The following is a 19,288-nucleotide window of genomic DNA, read 5'->3' as shown; positions in this document are numbered from 1 at the left end:
TTCGTTTTGGCATTCTTTATTTGATGGGGGTGGTGTTCCTCCCGATCATATCATGGTTAATCGACCGGACATAATATTAATCAATTAAAATCTCAATGACAAACTCCGTTCCTTCTCCAGGTGTAGAAAAACAACTCAGTTTCCCGCCATGTTTTTCTTCTATAATTTGACGCGCGATCGCCAGTCCTAACCCAGTTCCTTTGCCCACATCTTTAGTAGTAAATAGATGGTCGAAGATACGATTTTTCACCTCTTCTGACATTCCTTTTCCGTTATCGGCGATGGAAATTTTTACCTTTTCACTTTCGACTTTAGTCCGAATAGTGATGTGATTGGGATGGGATTGAATTTCGGCAAAACTCCGTCCTTGATTCGATTCTTCTAAGGCATCGATCGCATTTGCTAATAAATTCATAAATACCTGGTTTAATTGTCCCAAATAACATTTTACGTTGGGAATCTTGCCGTACTCTTTAATGATTTTGATTTCAGGATGCTTGTCGTTCGCTTTCAGGCGATGGCGTAAAATCATCAAAGTGCTATTGAGGCCTTCGTGGATATTGGCTTCAACTTTATGGGCCGTATCGGCGCGAGAGAAAGTGCGGAGGGAGGTGCTGATACTTTTGATGCGCTCGCATCCTATTTTCATGGAACTCAACATTTTGGGTAAATCTTCTACTAGATAATCTAAATCTATTTCCTCTGCTTTCTTAATCAATTCTGTTTCGGATGGAGGAAACTTTTCTTGATAGAGGCGCAAATAATCAATTAAGTCTTGGACTCCCGCATGAGCTTCATTAATGTTCCCGGCAATGAAACCAACGGGGTTGTTGATTTCATGGGCAACCCCTGCCACTAAATTACCTAATGCTGACATCTTTTCACTTTGGATCATTTGCATCTGAGTTTGCTGAAGTTCATTCAAAGTCTGCTGCACTTGGTGATAGAGGCGGGCATTCTCCAGAGCGATCGCCGCTTGACTAGAGAGAAAATTCAGCACTAGGAGGCGATCGCGACTAAACACCCCACTGGTTATCCGATTTTCTAGATACAAAATGCCGACCAAATTCCCCTGATTTAGAATTGGCAAACCCAGCAAACTCTCTGGTTGGTGGTGCTCTAAATAATCGTCAATCACAGGCAGATCAGTTTTGGCGTGATCGATGACAACTGCTGCTAGGGTGTTTTTGACATACTGGATTAATTTAACAGGAACGGTGGGATTATTCTCTAGGGGTTCTCTTTGCAGGCTAATGTGTTCCCAGGTAGCTATTGCCCGCACTTGCCATTGTTGATCTTGGCAGAGCATCAGTGCACAGCGATCGGCTCCCGAGTTTTGTAACATGGTTTGGGTCACAATTTGCAGCAACTCCTCCAGGTCGATCGTGCTGGAGATCATTTGGGAGATTTGCAGCAGGGTCGTAAAATCTAGAGCATGGTTGATGGAGGTGCTTGAGGTAGTGGGATGGGTGGTCGAATGAATTGAGTAGGTGGGATTGGTGAGAGTGGATAGGGTTTCTAAAATAGTGAAGGGTTCGGCGGACTGTTGTAAGATGGGGCGCAGCAGACGGGGATAACGTTTTTCTAAGTCATCGGTTTTGGCTTTTGCTCCCCAGCGGGCGTAACAATAGTAGGCTTCCTGCATATAGCCGGCAGCGACTTTTTCTTTGCCCCAAGCGAGGTAGAATTTAGCGGCGAGTTCGTAGGCGAGAGCTTCCTCGTTGAGGAATTCGTTTTCTTTAGCGAGTTGAATAGCGCGATCGTACAACTCAGCAGCCTGCCAGTTTTGTTCCGCAACACGAGCCATCTCCGCCTCTAAAAGCAGAAATTTGGACAGACAGTTTTCAGGACAGTTCTCTGCCCACCTTTTCAGTTGTTGGCGATTATTCTGAACAACTTCTTGATAATCTTTTGGGTGTTTTTCCGGTGCTTGCCCATAAAGTTGCAATACACTCAAAGACTGATAAAAACAATGCAGGACACGTTGAAATTGTCCATAAAGTGTATTAGAAAACTCTGCCGCATCTACTAACATTTCATAAGCTTTAGCATACTCACCATAGGTAAAAAACAAAAAGGCTTTAGCGAAATAGTAAGTGCTACTGCCATAGCCATAGCCAATTTCATTGAATGTTGCTAGGGCGGACTCTTCATCAAATGTTTCAGAGCTAAGGCTATACTTCCCTATCGTTAGCCCTTGCAAATTCTCTAGGAGCTTGCACTGAAGAATTAGGGCAAATGCTGTCGTAATCTCCGTCCGTTCTGCAAAGCTGATGTACTTTTCATGTCGAGCCAGCAAACTGTGAATATCGCTGGATACGATCGCCTGCTGCCAGAAACTGAACAGAGCACTGTGATGGCACCAAGAAAAATCGCCTACCTCCATTGCCCCCTGATAAGCAGCTTGTTGCAGAACAAGATTAGAACTGACGTGCTTGCGCCAATGGTTGATAAAGTTGCCAAACGACATATAAATTTTGCCATTTAGGGTGGTGTTATGAAATTTTTCATTCACCTTTAACCCTAAAAGTCCAAACTCATAGCCCAATTCATAGTCTTGAAAGCGTTGGCAGAGAATTGTGCCATACCAAACATAAACAAAACCCGCCACGTTGGTATTCCCGTATTCCAAACAGAGATTGGTCATGTGTAAAACAACCAACACTAACAACTCCTGATTAGTTAGGTAAGTGGGCGGTACCATGTTCATTAGCAGTTTGATCAGCATTTGGCGTTCTTCATCGACAATGAGTGGTGCGTCGATAAGTCCTGCAACTGCGCGCTGATTTAAGGTTTTTTTAACTTCCAGAGCCACCCCTTCTAACTCTGCTTCATTGGGCATAATCGCCAGTTTTAAGCCTAACAGTTTTAGCCCTTCAATTCCTACCTGAATCGCCTTTTGATACAGAGCCTTATTTTGATAATGAGTTAGCTGAATAGCAATTATTTTGGCTCGATCAAGACTAGAAATGGCATAACTAAATGCGATATCAATAAGATTTTCAGCCTGCTCAAAATTTCCTGCCAAAAATTCAGCCTCAAGGCTTTCTAAATACATCGTAAATGTTAATTTATAAGCAGACTTCCATTTATTAGTTGGTAGAAAATTTAAGCCGAAAGCGAGATATTTGGTCGCCGATTCATAAGCAGTTGAGAGTTTGGCTCTCTGCCCTGCAAAGAAGCTAATTTTAGCAAGCTTGGTTCGTTCTTCTTGCTGCGTTATTAGCTCCGAGCCAATGATAAAATGATTGATAATATCGAACACTTCTTCTCCTCTTTCAAGCTCGGAGAAATTCGGAAGAAGTAACTGTCCTATTTTGAGATGGGTGGCTTGCTTTTGGTCATCAGGAATTAATGAATAAGCAGCTTGCTGAACCCGATCGTGAAGAAATTTGTAGTGAGGTAATTGAGCGGCAGTATTTGGCAAGTTGGGGGTGCTTTTTCCCTCTTCTTTCCCTATATAAAACTTGTAAATTTCACTGGTTGGTAAGATGAATCCTTCTTGCAAAGATTTCCACAAATCTGCAGCAGTTTCTTCCGGCGACTTCTCGCTGACTACCGCCAATGTATTCAAATCAAACTGCGCTCCAATGCACGCAGCCAACTTCAGCACATCCTGAGTTTCTGGCGGCAACTTCTGTAATTGCACCGCCATAAACTCCACTACATCATCGGTGATAGTTAGGGCTTTGACTTTGGCGATATCGCACTGCCACCCCCCTGTTACGCCCCTGTGTCCTCCCCTGATAAGGGGGGATGTTACCCCTTTCTCTCCGCCCTGGGAAAGGGGGGTGGGGTCAAACGTAATCAGCCCATCTTCCTGTAGCGCCCTGAGAAATTGCGTGGAAAAAAATGGATTGCCTTTGGTTTTTTGATAAACTAACTCGGTTAATGGCTGAGCAAGAAGGATCTCGCACGAGAGAGTATCTGCTATCAAATCATTAATATCGACTTGACTCAGAGGTTCCAAGGTAATAGTATTTACCGTTACTTGGGATTTTTCCATCTCTGCTACTGCCAACATAAATGGATGAGCCGGAGAGACTTCGTTATCTCGATATGCCCCAATTACCAGCAAATTCTGACTATCTTTTTCACTCATCAACACTTGCAAAAGCTTCAGGGATGCTGAATCTGACCATTGCAAATCATCCAAAAAAATCACTAAGGGATGTTCTTTTGTGGCAAAAACAGAGATAAATTTTTGAAATAGTAAATTGAAACGATTTTCGGCGGCACTTCCCGAAAGTTCCGAGACAGGCTGTTGTTTGCCAATAATTCGTTCCAATTCAGGAATTACTTCTACAATAACTTGACCATTTTCGCCAAGAGCATTGATAATTTTCCTTTGCCATCGTTCTAGCTGAGCGTCGCTTTCTGAGAGTAATTGCTCCATCAAATCTCGGAAGGCTTGCACAAAAGCACTAAAGGGAATGTTACGTTGAAATTGGTCGTATTTGCCTGTGATAAAATAACCGCGCTGGCGAACTATGGGTTTGTGAATTTCGTTGACTACAGCGGTTTTCCCAATGCCGGAAAATCCGGCTACTAGCATCATTTCGCTGCGGGATAAGTTCAAGTCACGCCAGTCCTCCTTAATCAAGGCGAGGTCTTCTTTTAGATCGTTTCTATCGATCCCAGGCTGTTCTGGGGGACGAGATTTAGAGGGGTTTGCTACTCGCTCGAATGCGGCTAATAATGCAGCGACTTCGGTTGCTCGGCCGTAGAGTTTTTCTGGTATGATAAAGCGATCGCAAAAATCTCGCCGCCCAATGGCAAAACTCTCAATTTTACCTGTCTCATTGAGTTGTTGCCAACAAGTTTTTAAATCTGCTTTCAGCCCTAATGCACTCTGATAGCGACATTCGGCATTTTTGGCCATTAATTTGCTGACCATCTCCGAGAGAACAAGGGGTATTTCGGGATTAATTTCACGTACAGATGGCGGGTGCTGGGCAATATGGCAGTGGATCAATTCCATCGCATCGCTGGATTGAAATGGCAATTTTCCTGTCAGTAACTCGTAAAAAGTTACACCTAATGAATAAAAATCTGTGCGGTAGTCAAGGCCACGATTCATCCTTCCTGTTTGTTCGGGAGATAGATAGCTGAGTGTTCCTTCAATTACGTTGGCACTCATCAGCATTTGAGTTTCTCGCGGCAGCAAAGATGCAATACTAAAGTCAATGAGTTTGACTTGTTTAGTCTCAGGATTTATTAAAATATTGGCGGGTTTAATATCTTTGTGAATGATGCGGTGGCGGTAAAGTATATCTAATGTATTGCTTAGGTCGATCGCAATTTGGAAAAAATCAACCAGAGATTGCACGGTTTTTCCTTTCCCCGTCCATTCCTTCAGAGAAATTCCCCCGAAGTCTTCCACAATCAGGGCATAGCCGTTGCGGTAGGGTTCCAAGCTGTAGGTTTGGATGATTCCGGGCAAATTCAGGTTTTTGGCGATCGTGTATTGATTGCGAAAATGCAAGAGTTCGCTGAAGCTGGGATACTCGTTTCGCAAGACTTTGATGGCCACCGGTTTTTTGTCGCAGAGGCGAGTTCCGCGATAAACTAGGGTGCGAGTGCCTGAATAAATTCGAGCGAGAATTTGATAGCCAGTTAGTTCTATCATAACAAAAATTATTTTGCTATTAAAATATTTTATTTTACTATTATAATCTACTCCAAATCAGATTATACCTTCGTATCCATACTTAAAAATACAATAAATTTTACAGCCAGCGAACAGCTAACAGTTAACGGTTAAGTGAATTCACTTAACCGTTAACTGTTCACCTCATTCACTTAACCGAATTCATTCTGGCTTTCAAGGCATTTCGCGCTTGTTCTCGATCGTCAAAATGGACTTTTTCTGTGCCCAAAATCTGATAATCTTCGTGTCCCTTTCCTGCAATCAGCACGCCATCTCCGGGTTTAGCGTCCATAATAGCAGTGCGAATTGCAGCGGCTCGATCGCACAAAACGCTCGGCTTTACTGCGGCGGGAATTCCTGCTAAAATATCGTCCAAAATGCGATCGGGATTTTCCGTGCGCGGATTGTCGGAAGTAACAACCGCTAAATCGGCTAATTCTGCCACAATTTTACCCATGATCGGCCGCTTAGTGCGATCGCGATCGCCACCGCAGCCAAACACGCAAATCATCTGCCCCGGAATAAACGGCCGCGACGCCTTCAACAAGTTCTCCAAACTGTCGGGAGTGTGCGCGTAATCGACAATAACGCTAATATCTTGGTCGGGACTAATTTGCACCCGTTCCATCCGTCCCGGTACTCCCGAAAACTGAGATAATTTCTCCACAATCGTAGACAAATCTAAACCCAATTCTAAAACAGCACCGACAGCAGCCAACATATTTGATAAATTGAACTGACCGACTAAAGGCAAAGAAAAAGCAGTTTCACCCTTCGGAGTGTGCAGCATTCCCTTAACTCCGTTTGGCTGATACTCCAAATCAAAAGCATACAAATCTGCCGTTTTCAGAACAGTGCTGTAACTCCAAACTTGGTCAGATTTGAGGGTTTCAAATATCCGCTGCCCGTAGGGATCGTCAATATTAATTACAGCGCGGTTTGCGAGGTAATCCGAACCAAACAAAAGGGATTTAGCCTCAAAATAATCTTCCATATCACGGTGATAATCGAGATGATCTTGAGTCAAGTTTGTAAAGACAGCAACTTCAAAACTACACCCCAAAACTCGCTGCTGTGCTAATGCGTGGGAACTGACTTCCATCACCCCGTGTTTGCATCCGGCTGCTACAGCTTCTGCTAATTGCTTTTGCAGGTCAACTGCAAAAGGTGTAGTGTAAAGTGCAGTTTGTTGGAAGCCCGGCCAGCGAGTGTAAAGTGTGCCAAAAATCGCCGTCGGCAACTGCACTTCATTGAGCAAAAATTCGATTAAATGAGTGGTTGTAGTTTTGCCGTTAGTCCCGGTAACGCCGACAAGTTTTAATTTGCTAGCTGGATTTCCGTAAAAAGCAGTGGCTATTTGACCGCAAACTTGAGCCATATCCGCTGCTGCGATGACGCAGGGACCCTCTTGTCGCCCCTTGCTAAGGGTGGGTTGGGGGGGTGTCTTCTCGGCTGCTTGGGTGGAAATTATGGCGGCAACTGCACCAGATTCGATCGCACTTTGCCAAAAATCTCCCCCATCAACCCGAGTTCCCGGCATTCCCAAAAATAAATCTCCCGCCTGACAAGCGTGGGAATTAGTGGATAAACCCTTGACTTCGGCATCGAGGGCGGGATGTTGCGCGTCAAAGGAAATGCTGGGAACTGCTGCTAATAATTCTCTCAATTTCATCTGAAAAACTCCTCGCTTGAATGTCTTGAATATGACTGGCGGAACACATTGTTTGAGCCACTATCTACAGGTTTTTGCTGTGCGCAGTGCAAACCCTAAGTTTTTTTTATGCGCGGTGTAAAATCTCTCGGCCTAGAGTAAGCTGCACACCGAGCACCGCGAGGTCAGGATTAAAACCTGAGTTTTTGGGTAAATCGTATTATTGTGACGGATCGATTTGCAAATATTTCTGTAACATTTGCTCCAATTGGGCGACACTACAGCGGGGAGAAGGACGGGGTAACAGTTCTTCAGCGGAGAATGCAGCCTCGCCAGTAGAATTTTTTGGCTGAGGCTGCACTTTAAACAAAACTGGAACTTCGTACTGATAAGCTTGAAACCAGTCATCGCGTTCGGTAATATCTCTGACTTCGAGTTGAAACTTGAGGCTTTCAATCTGTTCGAGTTTTTCTTGCAACCCTTGGCACAAGTGGCATCCGGGTTTGCTGTACAAAATCAATCGCATCATAACAGTAAGATTAAACTCGATCTTAAATTCTCAAACCTGCGATCGCCAGTGAGCGAACTCAACGCGAGTAAGACGCAACTCACGGCTTTATTGGTCGCAATGCGCGATCGAAGTTATCTTAGCATTGGCAGCTAACAGATTACCGCGCTTGACAATCAAAACACTACAACCCCATCCCTCTCTTTCTTCTCTTCCTCTGTGCTCTCTGCGCTTCTGCGGTTAAAAAATAAATCTAGTTCACAAATGAAAGAGTTAAATTTATTCACACCACCTCATTGTCAAATCAAACTTGACTAATAAATCAATTATGAGTATAATATATAAATAGCCCTACATAAAGGAGGCAGTATGGACTGCACCGAATACGCAGAAGCCAAGCGAAAAGCAGCTAAAAAAATTAGCGCCGACATTCGAGAACGCTGGAACAATCGCATCGTTACGCGAGGATTGCATTTGATGGGAGAAGCGGGGGCAGTGCAGTATTTGGCTGATTACGGGCGCGGAATTGGTACGGCAAAAATTATTGGTTTTGCACTGTGCGCCGAGTCGGAAGGATACCCGGCAATGGGGTTCGGCTTTTGGAAAAGAGCGTTTGAATTGGAAACCGGAGAAAAGGCGCTCGCCCTCAATACTCCAAACAAATCTAGCACCAATCTTGCTCCTGCGGCAAAATCAACTACCGCTGCCAAAATAGAGACTGTTTACAATCTGATTGTTCCCGAATTACCACCGCATTTGCAGCCGGGAAGGATTGTCACGATGCAGCCAGTGGACGCGCCGAGTGAACGTTCTTACTACATCGAAAATCCCGATTATTGGGGACAGCCAAAACGCGACGGCAATCGAGTAGTGGTCATTGCGACGCCAGATAAAGTATACTACCAATCGCGATCGACTAACCTGCGGCAACAGGCATCGGTTGAGAGCGATCGCACATTAATCGACACAGCCGCTAAAATTGGCACCTTTGTTTTAGACGGCGAACTGTATTACAAAAGCTGTACCGGCAGCGAACACCGCACGGGGGCGCAAGCTGCTACTGTTAATATTGAAAGCGGTTTTCGGACTACTCAGCCTAACGCAATTTATGCTATTTTTAAAAGTTTGTTTTTCAAAGGCAATGATTTAACTACCGTGGCAGAATCCGAACGGATTGCAGCGGGAGTTGAAGTTGGCGAAATGCTGGCGAATTTATCCCCAGCCTTTGAAGTTGTACCGACATTTCGCACCACAGCCGAAAAACTCGTCCTGGCAAATCAGCAGGAATCGGGAAATAAAGAAGGCGAAGTTTGGGTGTTGCACAACTGTCACTATGTCGGCGGAAAAGATGTTAAAAAATATCCGATGGTGAGGACTAAATACTGTCAAGAACACGATTTGTTTATTGTGGGTTTGACGGCCACCAAAGTTGCGGGGCGGCCGTTTAGCGCCGTCAAAGTAGCGCAAGAAATTGAGGGCAAATTAGTCCCAGTAGGAAGCGTGGGAACCGGGTTTAGCGGGGAGGAAATGCAGGAAATTGCCCGACTCTACGAGGCTAACCCCAAAAGTGTCAAAATTAAAGTGCGATCGCAGGGTTTGACTGAAAGTGGCAAACTTTGGCACGCACGATTTCTGGAGTTTTGTTAAATTTGTAGGGAAACGGCAGTGCCGTTTCCTTCCCCAAATATGGGAGTTCCAATACATAGTATCAGATAAAATCAGCGGAGTAAAAATCAATGGTTATCAGCAAAAACAATTTCTACATCTCTCCAGAAGAGTACCTAGAAGGCGAGCGAGTAAGCCCGATCAAACACGAATACAGACGCGGACACGTTTATGCAATGACGGGGGCAAAAAAGCCTCACATTATTATTGCTAGCAACTTAGTAAGGCGACTGGGAAATCACTTAGATAACACCGACTGCTTAGTTTTATCATCAGATATAAAAGTCCGACTGGAAGAGGCAAATTGCTATTACTATCCTGACGTAGCAGTGACTTGCGACGAAAGAGATACCTCAAATACTGAAGATTTCATTTTATATCCATCTTTAGTAGTTGAGGTCTTGTCGCCCTCAACGGCAGCTTTTGACAGAGGTGATAAATTTGCAGATTACCAAACTTCTCGGATTTTGCAGGAATACGTGCTCATAACTCAATCAGAAATCAAAATAGAGTGTTTTCGCGTCAACGCTGAGGGAAATTGGGTTTCTCAGACTTACCGACAAGGAGATGAGTTAGAGTTAATGAGTATAGATTTTCGCTGCCCGATCGCACAAGTTTATCAAAAAGTCCCCGGCATGGTATTGTGATGTATGAAACTAAATTTTGAGTAGTAATCTCCTCTCGTCTGTACTTTGATAAAAACCTTAAACCTAGTTCTTAGTAAAGACTTTAGTTTTTCTGCCGAAGCTAAACGAGGGCTGAAGTCCTCACTACGAAAGATGAGGGCTGAAGTCCTCACTACTAACCCAAAAGATAATTTACTAGCCAGACAGGCAACATATTGAAGCAAAAGGATAAGAAATAAGTTCGCCATGTCGTACTCCTACTCGATGCAGGGTTTATCAGTAAGCCCTATTGACCTGACTGGGTTGTAGCCCAACATTCGGTAATAGAACCCCTGCTGGGTAAGGAGTTCGGCGTGAGTGCCAGACTCCTTAATCTCGCCCTCTTGCATCACAAAAATCAGATCGCAATCTACGGCAGTTTCGAGTCGGTGCGTGACCAAGATAATGGTTCTTTTGCGACGTAGACGTTGCAGAGTCTCTAGTACCCACTGCTCGTGCTTCAAGTCCAGCGCATTCGTTGGTTCGTCGAGGATCAGTATGGGAGCCTTAGTGACGATCGCCCGCGCAATAGCTAGCCGCTGTCGCTGTCCACCGGAGAGGTTCTGCCCGCCCTCAGCGATTAAAGTATCATATTGCTCCGGCAAGGTTTCGATGAACTCGGCTGCCCCAGATTCAACTGCAGCCTCCCGAATATCGGAGAGCAGAGCGTCCGGGCGGCCGTAGGCGATATTCTCTGCGATCGTTCCGGGGAAAAGTGGGCTGCCTTGCGAGACGATCGCCATGTGTTTGCGGACATCGGCAATTTTAAGGGTACGGAGGTCGAAGCCGTCGAGGAGGACGCTGCCCGATGTCGGGTCGTAGAAGCGCGGCAAAAGATTGAGCAGCGTACTCTTTCCCGTCCCGCTAGGGCCCAAAAACGCCACCATCTGACCAGGCTCGATACTAGCACTGATGTTCCGTAAGACAGGTTGCCCAGCGTTGTACTCAAAACTCACGTCGGCAAATGCGAGTGTGCGGGGATAAACGGGAAGTGATCGCGCATCAGGCTCATCTTTTATGGCAGGCGGCTCGTCAATAACAGTAAAGACGCGATCGCATGAAGCTACAAATGTCTGGATCTTAGTAGTGAACCCCAACACCCAACCTATCGGGTCCCAGAACTGCCCCAGGTACGCCATGAATACGAGCAAATCGCCGATGCTCACGCCGTTCGGCACCGGACGCAAGAACTGGTCGCGATAAACTAAGTATCCGCCGTAGCCTAAGATTACCCCGCTTCCCAGGGCGAAGACTACCTGAACCGCTAGCGGATAGAGGTTCTCTTGCCAATTGAGTCGCATCGAGGCCTTGACACTGCGTTCTACCGCCTGCCCGAAGCGCCGCGACTCGGTTGCTTCTCGACCGAAGGATTGGATTAGCCCGATCGACTCTATAGCTTGCTGCATGGTTGAGGTCATCACCGCATCGGTCTGCTTCGATTCGAGGGCTCGACTTCTAATCCTTCCCTCGAAGTACCAATTCGCCAGTATTAGAAGCGGAGTAAACGAAAGCGCAAACACCGTGAGAAGGACGTGGCGCGACAGCATGATCCAGATCATCGCCGTCAGCGTCACCGATGCGGCGGTGGAACCGATGAGCGTATCGATCACCCCCCAGGGGCCGAGGCTGTCGTAGCTCAACCGATAGATTGCGTCACCCTGCGATCGGGAGCCGTGCCAGCCGAGACTCAGCGCCTGCATTTTGTCGTAGAGTTCGGTGCGAACCCGCAAGGTTCCGTTGTACTGGATGCGGTAGTTCAACATCCTACGGAGCATAAAAACGGTCTCGCTCAGGATTTTAATAATCATCGCGACGAATGCCATTCCGAAAATTCGGTTCAGTGTGCCTTCACCGAACGGAGCAAGAAACAGCGTATGAATCCAGTTGGATTTCGGAGTTGGTGACAAAACCGTATCGACTAGAATCGCTATCGGCCAGGCGTTGAGAAGGTTGAAAAGCACCGATGCTCCGATCAAAAGCAAGAGCGTGACGATCAGCCATAAGTCTTTGCGGAAGTAGGAAATAGAGCGCAGGACGATCCGCACCAACCAATGTTGGTTAATTAACGGCATCACCATTTTTGGTGAATTCTTCTGGCTCTTCAAACGTGCTTTGAATGGAAAATTCATGGATGTGCTGGATGCCTCTAAGTAAGACAATGCACCAATTAGCAAGTTTCACCCCAGTCAGAGAAGCTAGAAATTAACTTTGAGTTTTAACTCGTGTTGTCAAACAGGGCAGATGGAATGTGAGATTATTGACTGGTGCAAGATGTAAGTATAGTTTCGTTGTTTAAGCGTAGCTAGATAGAAAGCGAAAGCGCGCATACTTCCTGGTGTGATGCGTCCGCGTTGCTTTGCCGAAAACGGTCGCAAAGTTGAGATTTTCTCAACTGTTCTAGCGGAACTTCCCCCCTGTGGTCGATCGCATCCAAGCAAAAACCCCATCAGTCAGGCAATAGGGCTAACGCCCTCGCCCAATAGATAACTACAATATTAGGAAACCTTCAGTAAATCCAAAGCTCTCTGTTGCAAAGGAGCCGGCATCGTCAGCTTGTCGAAACTAACTGAAACCAGACGCAATTTAGGCTATACTCGATTTTGAGCGATTGTCGATAAATTTGTTATTAACGTCCGAAAAATGTAAAGTGGAAAACTCTCAGAAGTACATTTTGTTGAAGCTTTCCGTTTTGCGGGAGTGGATGACTTAACTGGAACAAGCACTGACCCTGAATCAGAAGCATTCAACCACTCCTCATCCTCGAACAACGATGACGGACGGTAATCGTTGACACATATGCTCTTCTAAGTAATAAGCTAACACACATAAAAACAGGTGTGCAAGTACCACCATTCGTTGTATCGTTCGCAACAAGACCCACAGCATCACTAATAGGGGAAACACTACCCACACAACCAACACAGGAAACTCCATTGCCAACTGCAACACCACCGGAGCCGGAAGCATTAGCATCAGAACCAGTTTCCATTCAATCAAAGGAGCCTAGCCTGATGAGCAAGCTGCAAGCAGCGGATAAAGAAGCGACAATTAGGTTTACGGTGGATATGTCCGTCGGGAGAGTACCGTAAACTGTCGATGTTGGCAGCCAGGACGGGGCGCCAGAAAGTTGACCAGAGTGCGGGTGGGTAGTGCCAAAGATGTAATGATAGGAAAGTAGAGTTTCTTGTTGGTATTTTCTAATCATGCCTGCTTGCCCAACCTATGCGTCATGCCAAACGGTCAAAAATGGTCGCATCCACAACGGTAAACAAGGGTTTAAATGCCATAAATGTGGGCGACAGTTCGCCCTTGCATCCGCAGAAAAAAGTAATTGATTCAGCTTGCGCGTGAACTGATTGATCGATTGTTGCTAGAACGGATTTCCCTAGCTGGAATTGCTCGTGCCACACAGGTGTCTGAGCAGTGGTTGCTTTCGCTACGTCAATCAGAAATATGCCCTGGTGTCTGGCAAAGTTCAGGTGGCACAAAAAAAAAGGGGAGACTAACGATGCAAGGTGACGAGCTGTTGTCGTTCGTGGACAACTTGGCCAATAAACAATGGGTGTGGCTCGCCCTTGATCCAGACAAAGAGTGAAATTGTGGGTGTCTACATTGGCGCACGTAACTCCGTCGCTGTTCGTGGGTTGTGGAATTCCTTACCCCCACTCTATTGCCAATGCGCCGTTGCGTACACCGATTTTTGGGCAGATGGAGCCGCAGTGCTGCCGGGAGCTAACGACATCGAGCAGTCGGCAAGGAAACGGGCTCTCACCACTTACATTGAACGATTAAACAACACCCTTAGACCACGGGTGTCTCGGTTAGTGCAAAAAACCTTATCCTTTTCTAAGTCCTTGGAAAATCACATTGGTGCCATTTGGTATTTCATCCATCACTACAACACATCATTACTTGTTTAGCACTACCTAAAAAACAATGATTAAAATCTTACACCTTTCAGACATTCACATGGGCAGCGGCTTTTCTCACGGCCGGATTAATCCAGAAACCGGTTTAAATACGCGGCTGGAAGACTTCGCGACGACGCTGAGTAAATGTATGGATAGAGCAATTTCTGAACCCGTAGATTTAGTCATATTCGGTGGCGATGCTTTCCCGGATTCGACGCCTCCACCGTTTGTAAAAGAGGCTTTTGCTTGCCAATTCAGCCGTTTGGTAGACGCGCAAATTCCAACTGTTTTGCTAGTAGGAAATCACGACCAACATTCTCAGGGACAGGGTGGCGCGAGTTTGGGGATATATCGGACTTTGGGAATACCTAAGTTTATTGTAGGCGATCGCCTGGATACTCACCTCATTCAAACCCGCAGCGGGCCCGTACAGGTGGTAACATTACCTTGGTTGACTCGATCGACCTTAATGACACGTTCCGAGACTGAAAGCCTGTCTATGGGCGATGTTAACCAATTATTAACCGAAAAACTGACGATCGCAATGGAAGGCGAAATCCGCCGCCTCAATCCCGACATACCAACCGTACTTTTAGCGCACTTAATGGCAGATAAAGCAAGTCTGGGCGCCGAGCGTTTTTTAGCAGTTGGTAAAGGTTTTAACATTCCCGTTTCCATGCTAACTCGCCCTTGTTTTGATTATGTTGCTCTCGGCCACGTTCACAAACACCAAAATCTCAATGCTTCCAACAATCCGCCCGTCATTTATCCGGGAAGTATCGAACGAGTTGATTTTAGCGAAGAGAAAGAAGATAAAGGTTTTGTGTTAGTTAATTTGGAACGGGGAAAAGCAGAGTGGGAATTTTGCACTTTGCCAGTGCGGGTGTTTCAGACTATTAAAGTAAATGTTTCCGAATCTGAAAACCCGCAAGCCGAGTTAGTTAAAGCTATTGGCAAGAAAGAGATACAAGACGCGGTTGTGAGATTAATTTACCAATTGCGATCGGAACAATTAGATTTAATCGACAACGGAGAATTGCACACACTTCTGGGCGAAGCGCACAGCTACACAATCCAGCCGGAATTAGTCAGTCAGTTAGCAAGGCCGCGGTTGCCAGAATTGAATGCTAATAATAGTATAGAACCCTTAGAAGCTTTGAAAACTTATCTGGCAAGTCGCGACGATTTGAAAGATGTTGCGGAGAGTATGTTAGAGGCGGCACAGGGTTTATTGGGCAGCGCGGAGGAAGTTTTGGTTGAATTTTAGTCAAGAATCGCCCATCTAATTACAAAATGATTTTGCTGCCCAATATTGTAGGGTGGGCATCCTGCCCGCCCTAAATATACTATTTAACTCCCAAAAATCTCACCCACCGCCAACCGAGTTCCATTCGCAAAATCCACCCCAGACTGCACCTTTTTCCCCGCCAACTGCACCTCCCGCAACAATAATAAACCATCACCCGTTTGCACGATCGCCCCCAACCCCTTCACAACCTTAACAACTTCCCCATTCGCGCCCGACAACTGGGCTAAAACAGGCCATTCGCGTTCCAAAACTCTCAAATCCGCTGGCATTTGCAGCCAATATTCCGGCCCGACGGGCACAGTAGCTATCACCTTCAGAGAATTGCCACGAAAAGTCGTCGTGCAATCCGGGAAAAAGCCCCTAACTTGATTGTGAAGGGCGATCGCACTTTTCGACCAATCCAGCACATAATCCGCACTCTTAATCATCGGTGCGTAAGTCGCCTCAGCATCATTTTGAACAACAGCTTCAATTTGGTTGTCCCTCAATTTCACCAAAGTTTCCACCAACAAATCCGCCCCAACTTCTGCCAACCTATCCGCCAAAGAATCAGCATTATCCAAGAGCGAAATACCAGCAAAAGCCTTCAATAGAATCGCCCCAGTATCCATCCCAGCATCCATCAGCATAGTAGTAATTCCTGTTGTCTTTTCCCCGTCAAAAAGACAGCGCTGAATCGGTGCTGCACCGCGATACTTCGGCAAAATTGAACCGTGAACGTTAACGCAAGCCAAACTAGGAATATCCAGAATTTCTGGAGAAAGAATTTGGCCATAAGCCACCACCACAAACATATCCGCCTCCGCTTCCCGCAATTTGGCAATTGTTTCCGCATCCTTCTTAATTCGGCGCGGCTGCCAAACCGGGAGACTATGATTTAAAGCCACATCTTTTACAGGTGAAGGCATTAATTGATTTCCTCTTCCCCGGCGTTTGTCCGGCTGAGTCACCACACCCACCACCTCAAATTCTGGGTGACTCAGCAAACTGGATAAAGTAGGAACAGCAAAATCGGGAGTGCCAAAAAAAACAATTTTCATATACTTTTAGTTAAGTAGAACTGCCCGAAAAAACCCTAACATATTATAGAGGCGTATTTAGCAAAAATCTATACAAGCCGGCAGTTTATAGTGAGGTGGGAGGGGGTTTTGATCGTTTGTCTATGGGTTGTAAGTATCAGGCGTGAACCCCCCTACATACATGGTCAAATTCTTGGTAAAATCTTCAATAAAACTTGTAGGGGCGGGTTCATCAACAATCTTTAATTGACACCCCAAATATCTATAAACCCGCCCCCACCCAACCAATAACCCCAAACAACCCTTAAATTCCATCAATTATTTAACATCTCGGTGGGGTGGGGGCGGGTTTGATAATTTGTCGATTGGTGGCAAATATTTCGGTGAACCAGCCCCTACCGAAATTATGTCTATTTAACCCGGTTTGCTATCACTCCTTAAATTTTTAAAGTGCTAATGCCCTTGAGAGAAAGTGTAATAGAGCAAAAAAGCAACGAAGAGTAGACCCAGGCAAGACAGCCCGTCGTTAGCTCCAAACTCCTCCTGCACAGGTTGCGTGGCTGCTGGTTTACGTTGAGGTACTATTGCTTCTGCTTCCCGGCGTTGACGTGCCCTTTTTTCTTCCTCCTGGCGCTGACGTTCCGCTTCTGCTTCCCGTTTTCTCTCCTCTAATGTACCCAAAGCCACATCGCGAATATGCAGTACACCCGGTAAACTCGGATCAATTTGCAAAGCGCGATTAAAATCTTCAATTGCCTGTTCTAACTGTCCTAATTTATGATAAACTAGCCCGCGATGATGGTAAGTATGAGCATCATTAGGATTTAATCGCAGTACCAGGTCAAAATCTGCGATAGCGCCCTCATAATCGCCAACTTGATAATAAGCCAAACCCCGCTGAATATTCGCGTCTAAGCGAGAACTATCTAACTGTAAAACTTGATAAAAATCTGTAATTGCCGAGGAATATTCCCCATTGTTTGCTCGTTGTAAACCCCGTTGCCAACAACACTCAATGACGCTTAGTTGTAAATTGACCCCCAAACCTTGCAAACAGTTATTTAGCTTGGTTACATAGGGCAAATCATCAAAGGTTAAAGCCCCAGCCAAAGCATTTAATAACTGACTTTGTTCGGGAATCGGCAAACCATGCAGCTTTAACCAATCTTCGACAGACAAATATAACTGTGCTGCGGCCCACTGCTTGTCAGCTAAATTCAACAGAGATACAGCTAAATCCAAACGTAAATCAGGAATTAATGCCGACTCTTTTTCAGCTAAGTTGTCATATAATGCCTGATAATAACCCACGGCAATTTCTATGATAGTCTGCTGTTCTTCTGGAGGCATTTTTGCCAACATTTCCGGGAGTAACTGGGGCAGTAAAGGTGTTTTTCGCTCATCTGGAGGCAGAAACATCAGACAATATTCATCAACAATTAACCCCGCGATTAAAGCATGGAATATTCCAATGAATTCTGCCAAATCATTGTAATCATTTTTGTGCAAATGATAAGGGCGATCAATTTCGTTTAAATCTTCTCCTTCCTCTAGGGCACGGCGTTCAATTTCCGAAATTTGTAAATTTTGCTGATAGCGTTTAACTGTTTCTTCATCATAACGGCTATCAAAATCAGCCACAGGCTTACCAGAGTCAATATACGCTTGTCGTTTCCCTTGCCAATTCACAGCCCGTTGTTTAGCACAATCATACAATACCTCAACCCAAGGTAACTTATAAATTGGGGTTTGGTAGCGATATTTCTTAAAATTAATATGCCAAAAGCCAAAGCGCAAATAAAAGTCATCCGGCGTGGCAGATGAGTCCAAAATGAGTGTGGGAATTACCCGCAAACCTGCAAATAAGTTTTCCGCCGCCGCTTCTTCCCGAAAAACATTACTCCGCCAATAACCGCCCATAAATTGCACTGGCCGGCCCTCGGTGATATACTTGTCTAGGAAGTTTCGCAGATAATTGCTTAAAAATTCCTCAGATACCGGAAAGTTTTGATTTGGTTTAGCAGCATCGTGAGTCAAGACTGGTGGTGATAAGAAAACTCGTAAAATGGGTGTATCTTCAGGGTTGATGTTGGCAATAATGTTTTCGGCGGTGACGAAAATTGGGGAATTTTCTAAGTTTTTTTGTTTGACAATGGTGGCAATTGCTGTTTCGCGATTTGCCTGAGCAATCTCTCGTGCTAAGAGAGCATCTAACTGTTTTAATTCTAGTTGGAGCTGACGCTGTTCAGCGAGGCAAAATTTTTGCAATTCGGCGCGCAATACTTCTAGTTGGGCGCTGTGTTCGCGGTTGAGTTGGCCTTCATTGGCTTGAAAAGCCCAATTTAAATCCGCTAATTTATATTGTAACTCGCGGTTTAGCATACCTTCATTGCGTTGACAAGCACTATTCATTTCTGCGAGGTATTGCTGTAAATCTCGGTTTAATTCGCCTTCTTCCCTTGTGACATCGAGGGTGGCTTGATGTTGCAAGGCTTGGAGAATAGAAATATTTTCTTGTAGTTTTATTTGTTTGTTAGCGTTTTCTGAATTAATCTTGGCAATAGAGATCGCAGTGTCTGCATTGATATTAGCAATAGAGAGGGCGGCTCCAGCTTGAATATCTGCTTGATATTCTGTCGAAAAAAGTTTCGCATTAGCATCATTTTTAATCTGAACCAAAACACTTTTTTTTCCTGGTAATGATTTCGTCATAAAAAATTGCTCCTATTTTGTATGGTTAAGGTTTGATCAACCAGATATTGATGGAATCTAAGCGTTATTTGGGGATGTTGCTGGGGTGGGGGCGGGTTTATTCAGATGATGGGTGGGTGGCACAATTGAGCGGTGAAGCCGTCCCTACGGATTTTATTGAAGATTATACCAATAATTTTACCATGTAGGGGCGGGTTC

At 45.3% G+C, this 19,288-nt stretch carries 13 protein-coding genes; 7 read left to right on the top strand and 6 right to left on the bottom strand.

Annotated features, from left to right (window positions below):
- Positions 1-76: 76 nt before the first annotated feature.
- The 3 genes from QUA57_RS16090 to QUA57_RS16080 all read right to left on the bottom strand — a co-directional run bounded on the left by QUA57_RS16090 (position 77) and on the right by QUA57_RS16080 (position 7,827).
- Positions 77-5,629 carry an AAA family ATPase gene (locus tag QUA57_RS16090; RefSeq protein WP_333062142.1) on the bottom strand — a complete coding sequence of 1,851 codons (5,553 nt, stop codon included), beginning with the start codon at positions 5,627-5,629 and terminating at the stop codon, positions 77-79.
- Positions 5,630-5,798: 169 nt separating this feature from the next.
- On the bottom strand, positions 5,799-7,322 hold the full coding sequence (locus QUA57_RS16085) for a UDP-N-acetylmuramoyl-L-alanyl-D-glutamate--2,6-diaminopimelate ligase (protein ID WP_333062140.1): 1,524 nt from the start codon (positions 7,320-7,322) through the stop codon (positions 5,799-5,801).
- A 199-nt stretch (positions 7,323-7,521) separates the two neighbouring features.
- Complete coding sequence (locus tag QUA57_RS16080) at positions 7,522-7,827, bottom strand: glutaredoxin family protein (protein WP_333062145.1); 306 nt, start codon at positions 7,825-7,827, stop codon at positions 7,522-7,524.
- 351 nt (positions 7,828-8,178) lie between these two features.
- Here QUA57_RS16080 and QUA57_RS16075 point away from each other — a divergent pair, with 351 nt between their 5' ends.
- Positions 8,179-9,456, top strand: a complete 1,278-nt coding sequence (locus QUA57_RS16075) for an ATP-dependent DNA ligase (RefSeq protein WP_333062139.1) — start codon at positions 8,179-8,181, stop codon at positions 9,454-9,456.
- Between the two features lie 89 nt (positions 9,457-9,545).
- Complete coding sequence (locus QUA57_RS16070; RefSeq protein WP_333062138.1) at positions 9,546-10,121, top strand: Uma2 family endonuclease; 576 nt, start codon at positions 9,546-9,548, stop codon at positions 10,119-10,121.
- A 236-nt stretch (positions 10,122-10,357) separates the two neighbouring features.
- On the opposite strand, the gene QUA57_RS16065 is transcribed toward QUA57_RS16070, so the two are convergent.
- On the bottom strand, positions 10,358-12,268 hold the full coding sequence (locus tag QUA57_RS16065; RefSeq protein ID WP_333062137.1) for an ABC transporter ATP-binding protein: 1,911 nt from the start codon (positions 12,266-12,268) through the stop codon (positions 10,358-10,360).
- Between the two features lie 804 nt (positions 12,269-13,072).
- On the opposite strand from QUA57_RS16065, the gene QUA57_RS16060 reads away from it, so the two are divergent.
- The 4 genes from QUA57_RS16060 to sbcD all read left to right on the top strand — a co-directional run bounded on the left by QUA57_RS16060 (position 13,073) and on the right by sbcD (position 15,317).
- Entirely contained in the window at positions 13,073-13,228 is a 156-nt protein-coding gene (locus QUA57_RS16060) for a hypothetical protein (RefSeq protein ID WP_333062136.1), read from the top strand.
- 114 nt (positions 13,229-13,342) lie between these two features.
- Positions 13,343-13,474, top strand: a complete 132-nt coding sequence (locus tag QUA57_RS28715; protein WP_445304484.1) for an IS1/IS1595 family N-terminal zinc-binding domain-containing protein — start codon at positions 13,343-13,345, stop codon at positions 13,472-13,474.
- A 180-nt stretch (positions 13,475-13,654) separates the two neighbouring features.
- The gene (locus QUA57_RS28710; RefSeq protein ID WP_445304483.1) at positions 13,655-14,059 is read left to right on the top strand and encodes an IS1 family transposase; all 405 of its coding nucleotides are present in this window, start codon (positions 13,655-13,657) and stop codon (positions 14,057-14,059) included.
- 16 nt (positions 14,060-14,075) lie between these two features.
- On the top strand, positions 14,076-15,317 hold the full coding sequence (gene sbcD / locus QUA57_RS16050) for an exonuclease subunit SbcD (protein WP_333062135.1): 1,242 nt from the start codon (positions 14,076-14,078) through the stop codon (positions 15,315-15,317).
- Positions 15,318-15,400: 83 nt separating this feature from the next.
- Here the strand turns inward: sbcD and fmt are convergent, their stop codons facing one another.
- Both fmt and QUA57_RS16040 read right to left on the bottom strand, forming a co-directional pair.
- Complete coding sequence (gene fmt, locus QUA57_RS16045) at positions 15,401-16,399, bottom strand: methionyl-tRNA formyltransferase (protein WP_333062133.1); 999 nt, start codon at positions 16,397-16,399, stop codon at positions 15,401-15,403.
- 432 nt (positions 16,400-16,831) lie between these two features.
- Entirely contained in the window at positions 16,832-19,090 is a 2,259-nt protein-coding gene (locus QUA57_RS16040) for a tetratricopeptide repeat protein (protein WP_333062130.1), read from the bottom strand.
- 50 nt (positions 19,091-19,140) lie between these two features.
- Here QUA57_RS16040 and QUA57_RS16035 point away from each other — a divergent pair, with 50 nt between their 5' ends.
- Positions 19,141-19,278: a hypothetical protein gene (locus QUA57_RS16035; protein ID WP_333062128.1), complete on the top strand. Its 138-nt coding sequence runs from the start codon at positions 19,141-19,143 to the stop codon at positions 19,276-19,278.
- Positions 19,279-19,288 lie beyond the last annotated feature (10 nt).

Origin of the sequence: Microcoleus sp. Pol7_B2 (assembly GCF_036701035.1) — a bacterium.
Classification (GTDB): Bacteria; Cyanobacteriota; Cyanobacteriia; order Cyanobacteriales; family Microcoleaceae; genus Microcoleus.
Note: the sequence above shows the minus strand (reverse complement) of the source record. Positions and strands in the feature narration are given on the sequence as shown.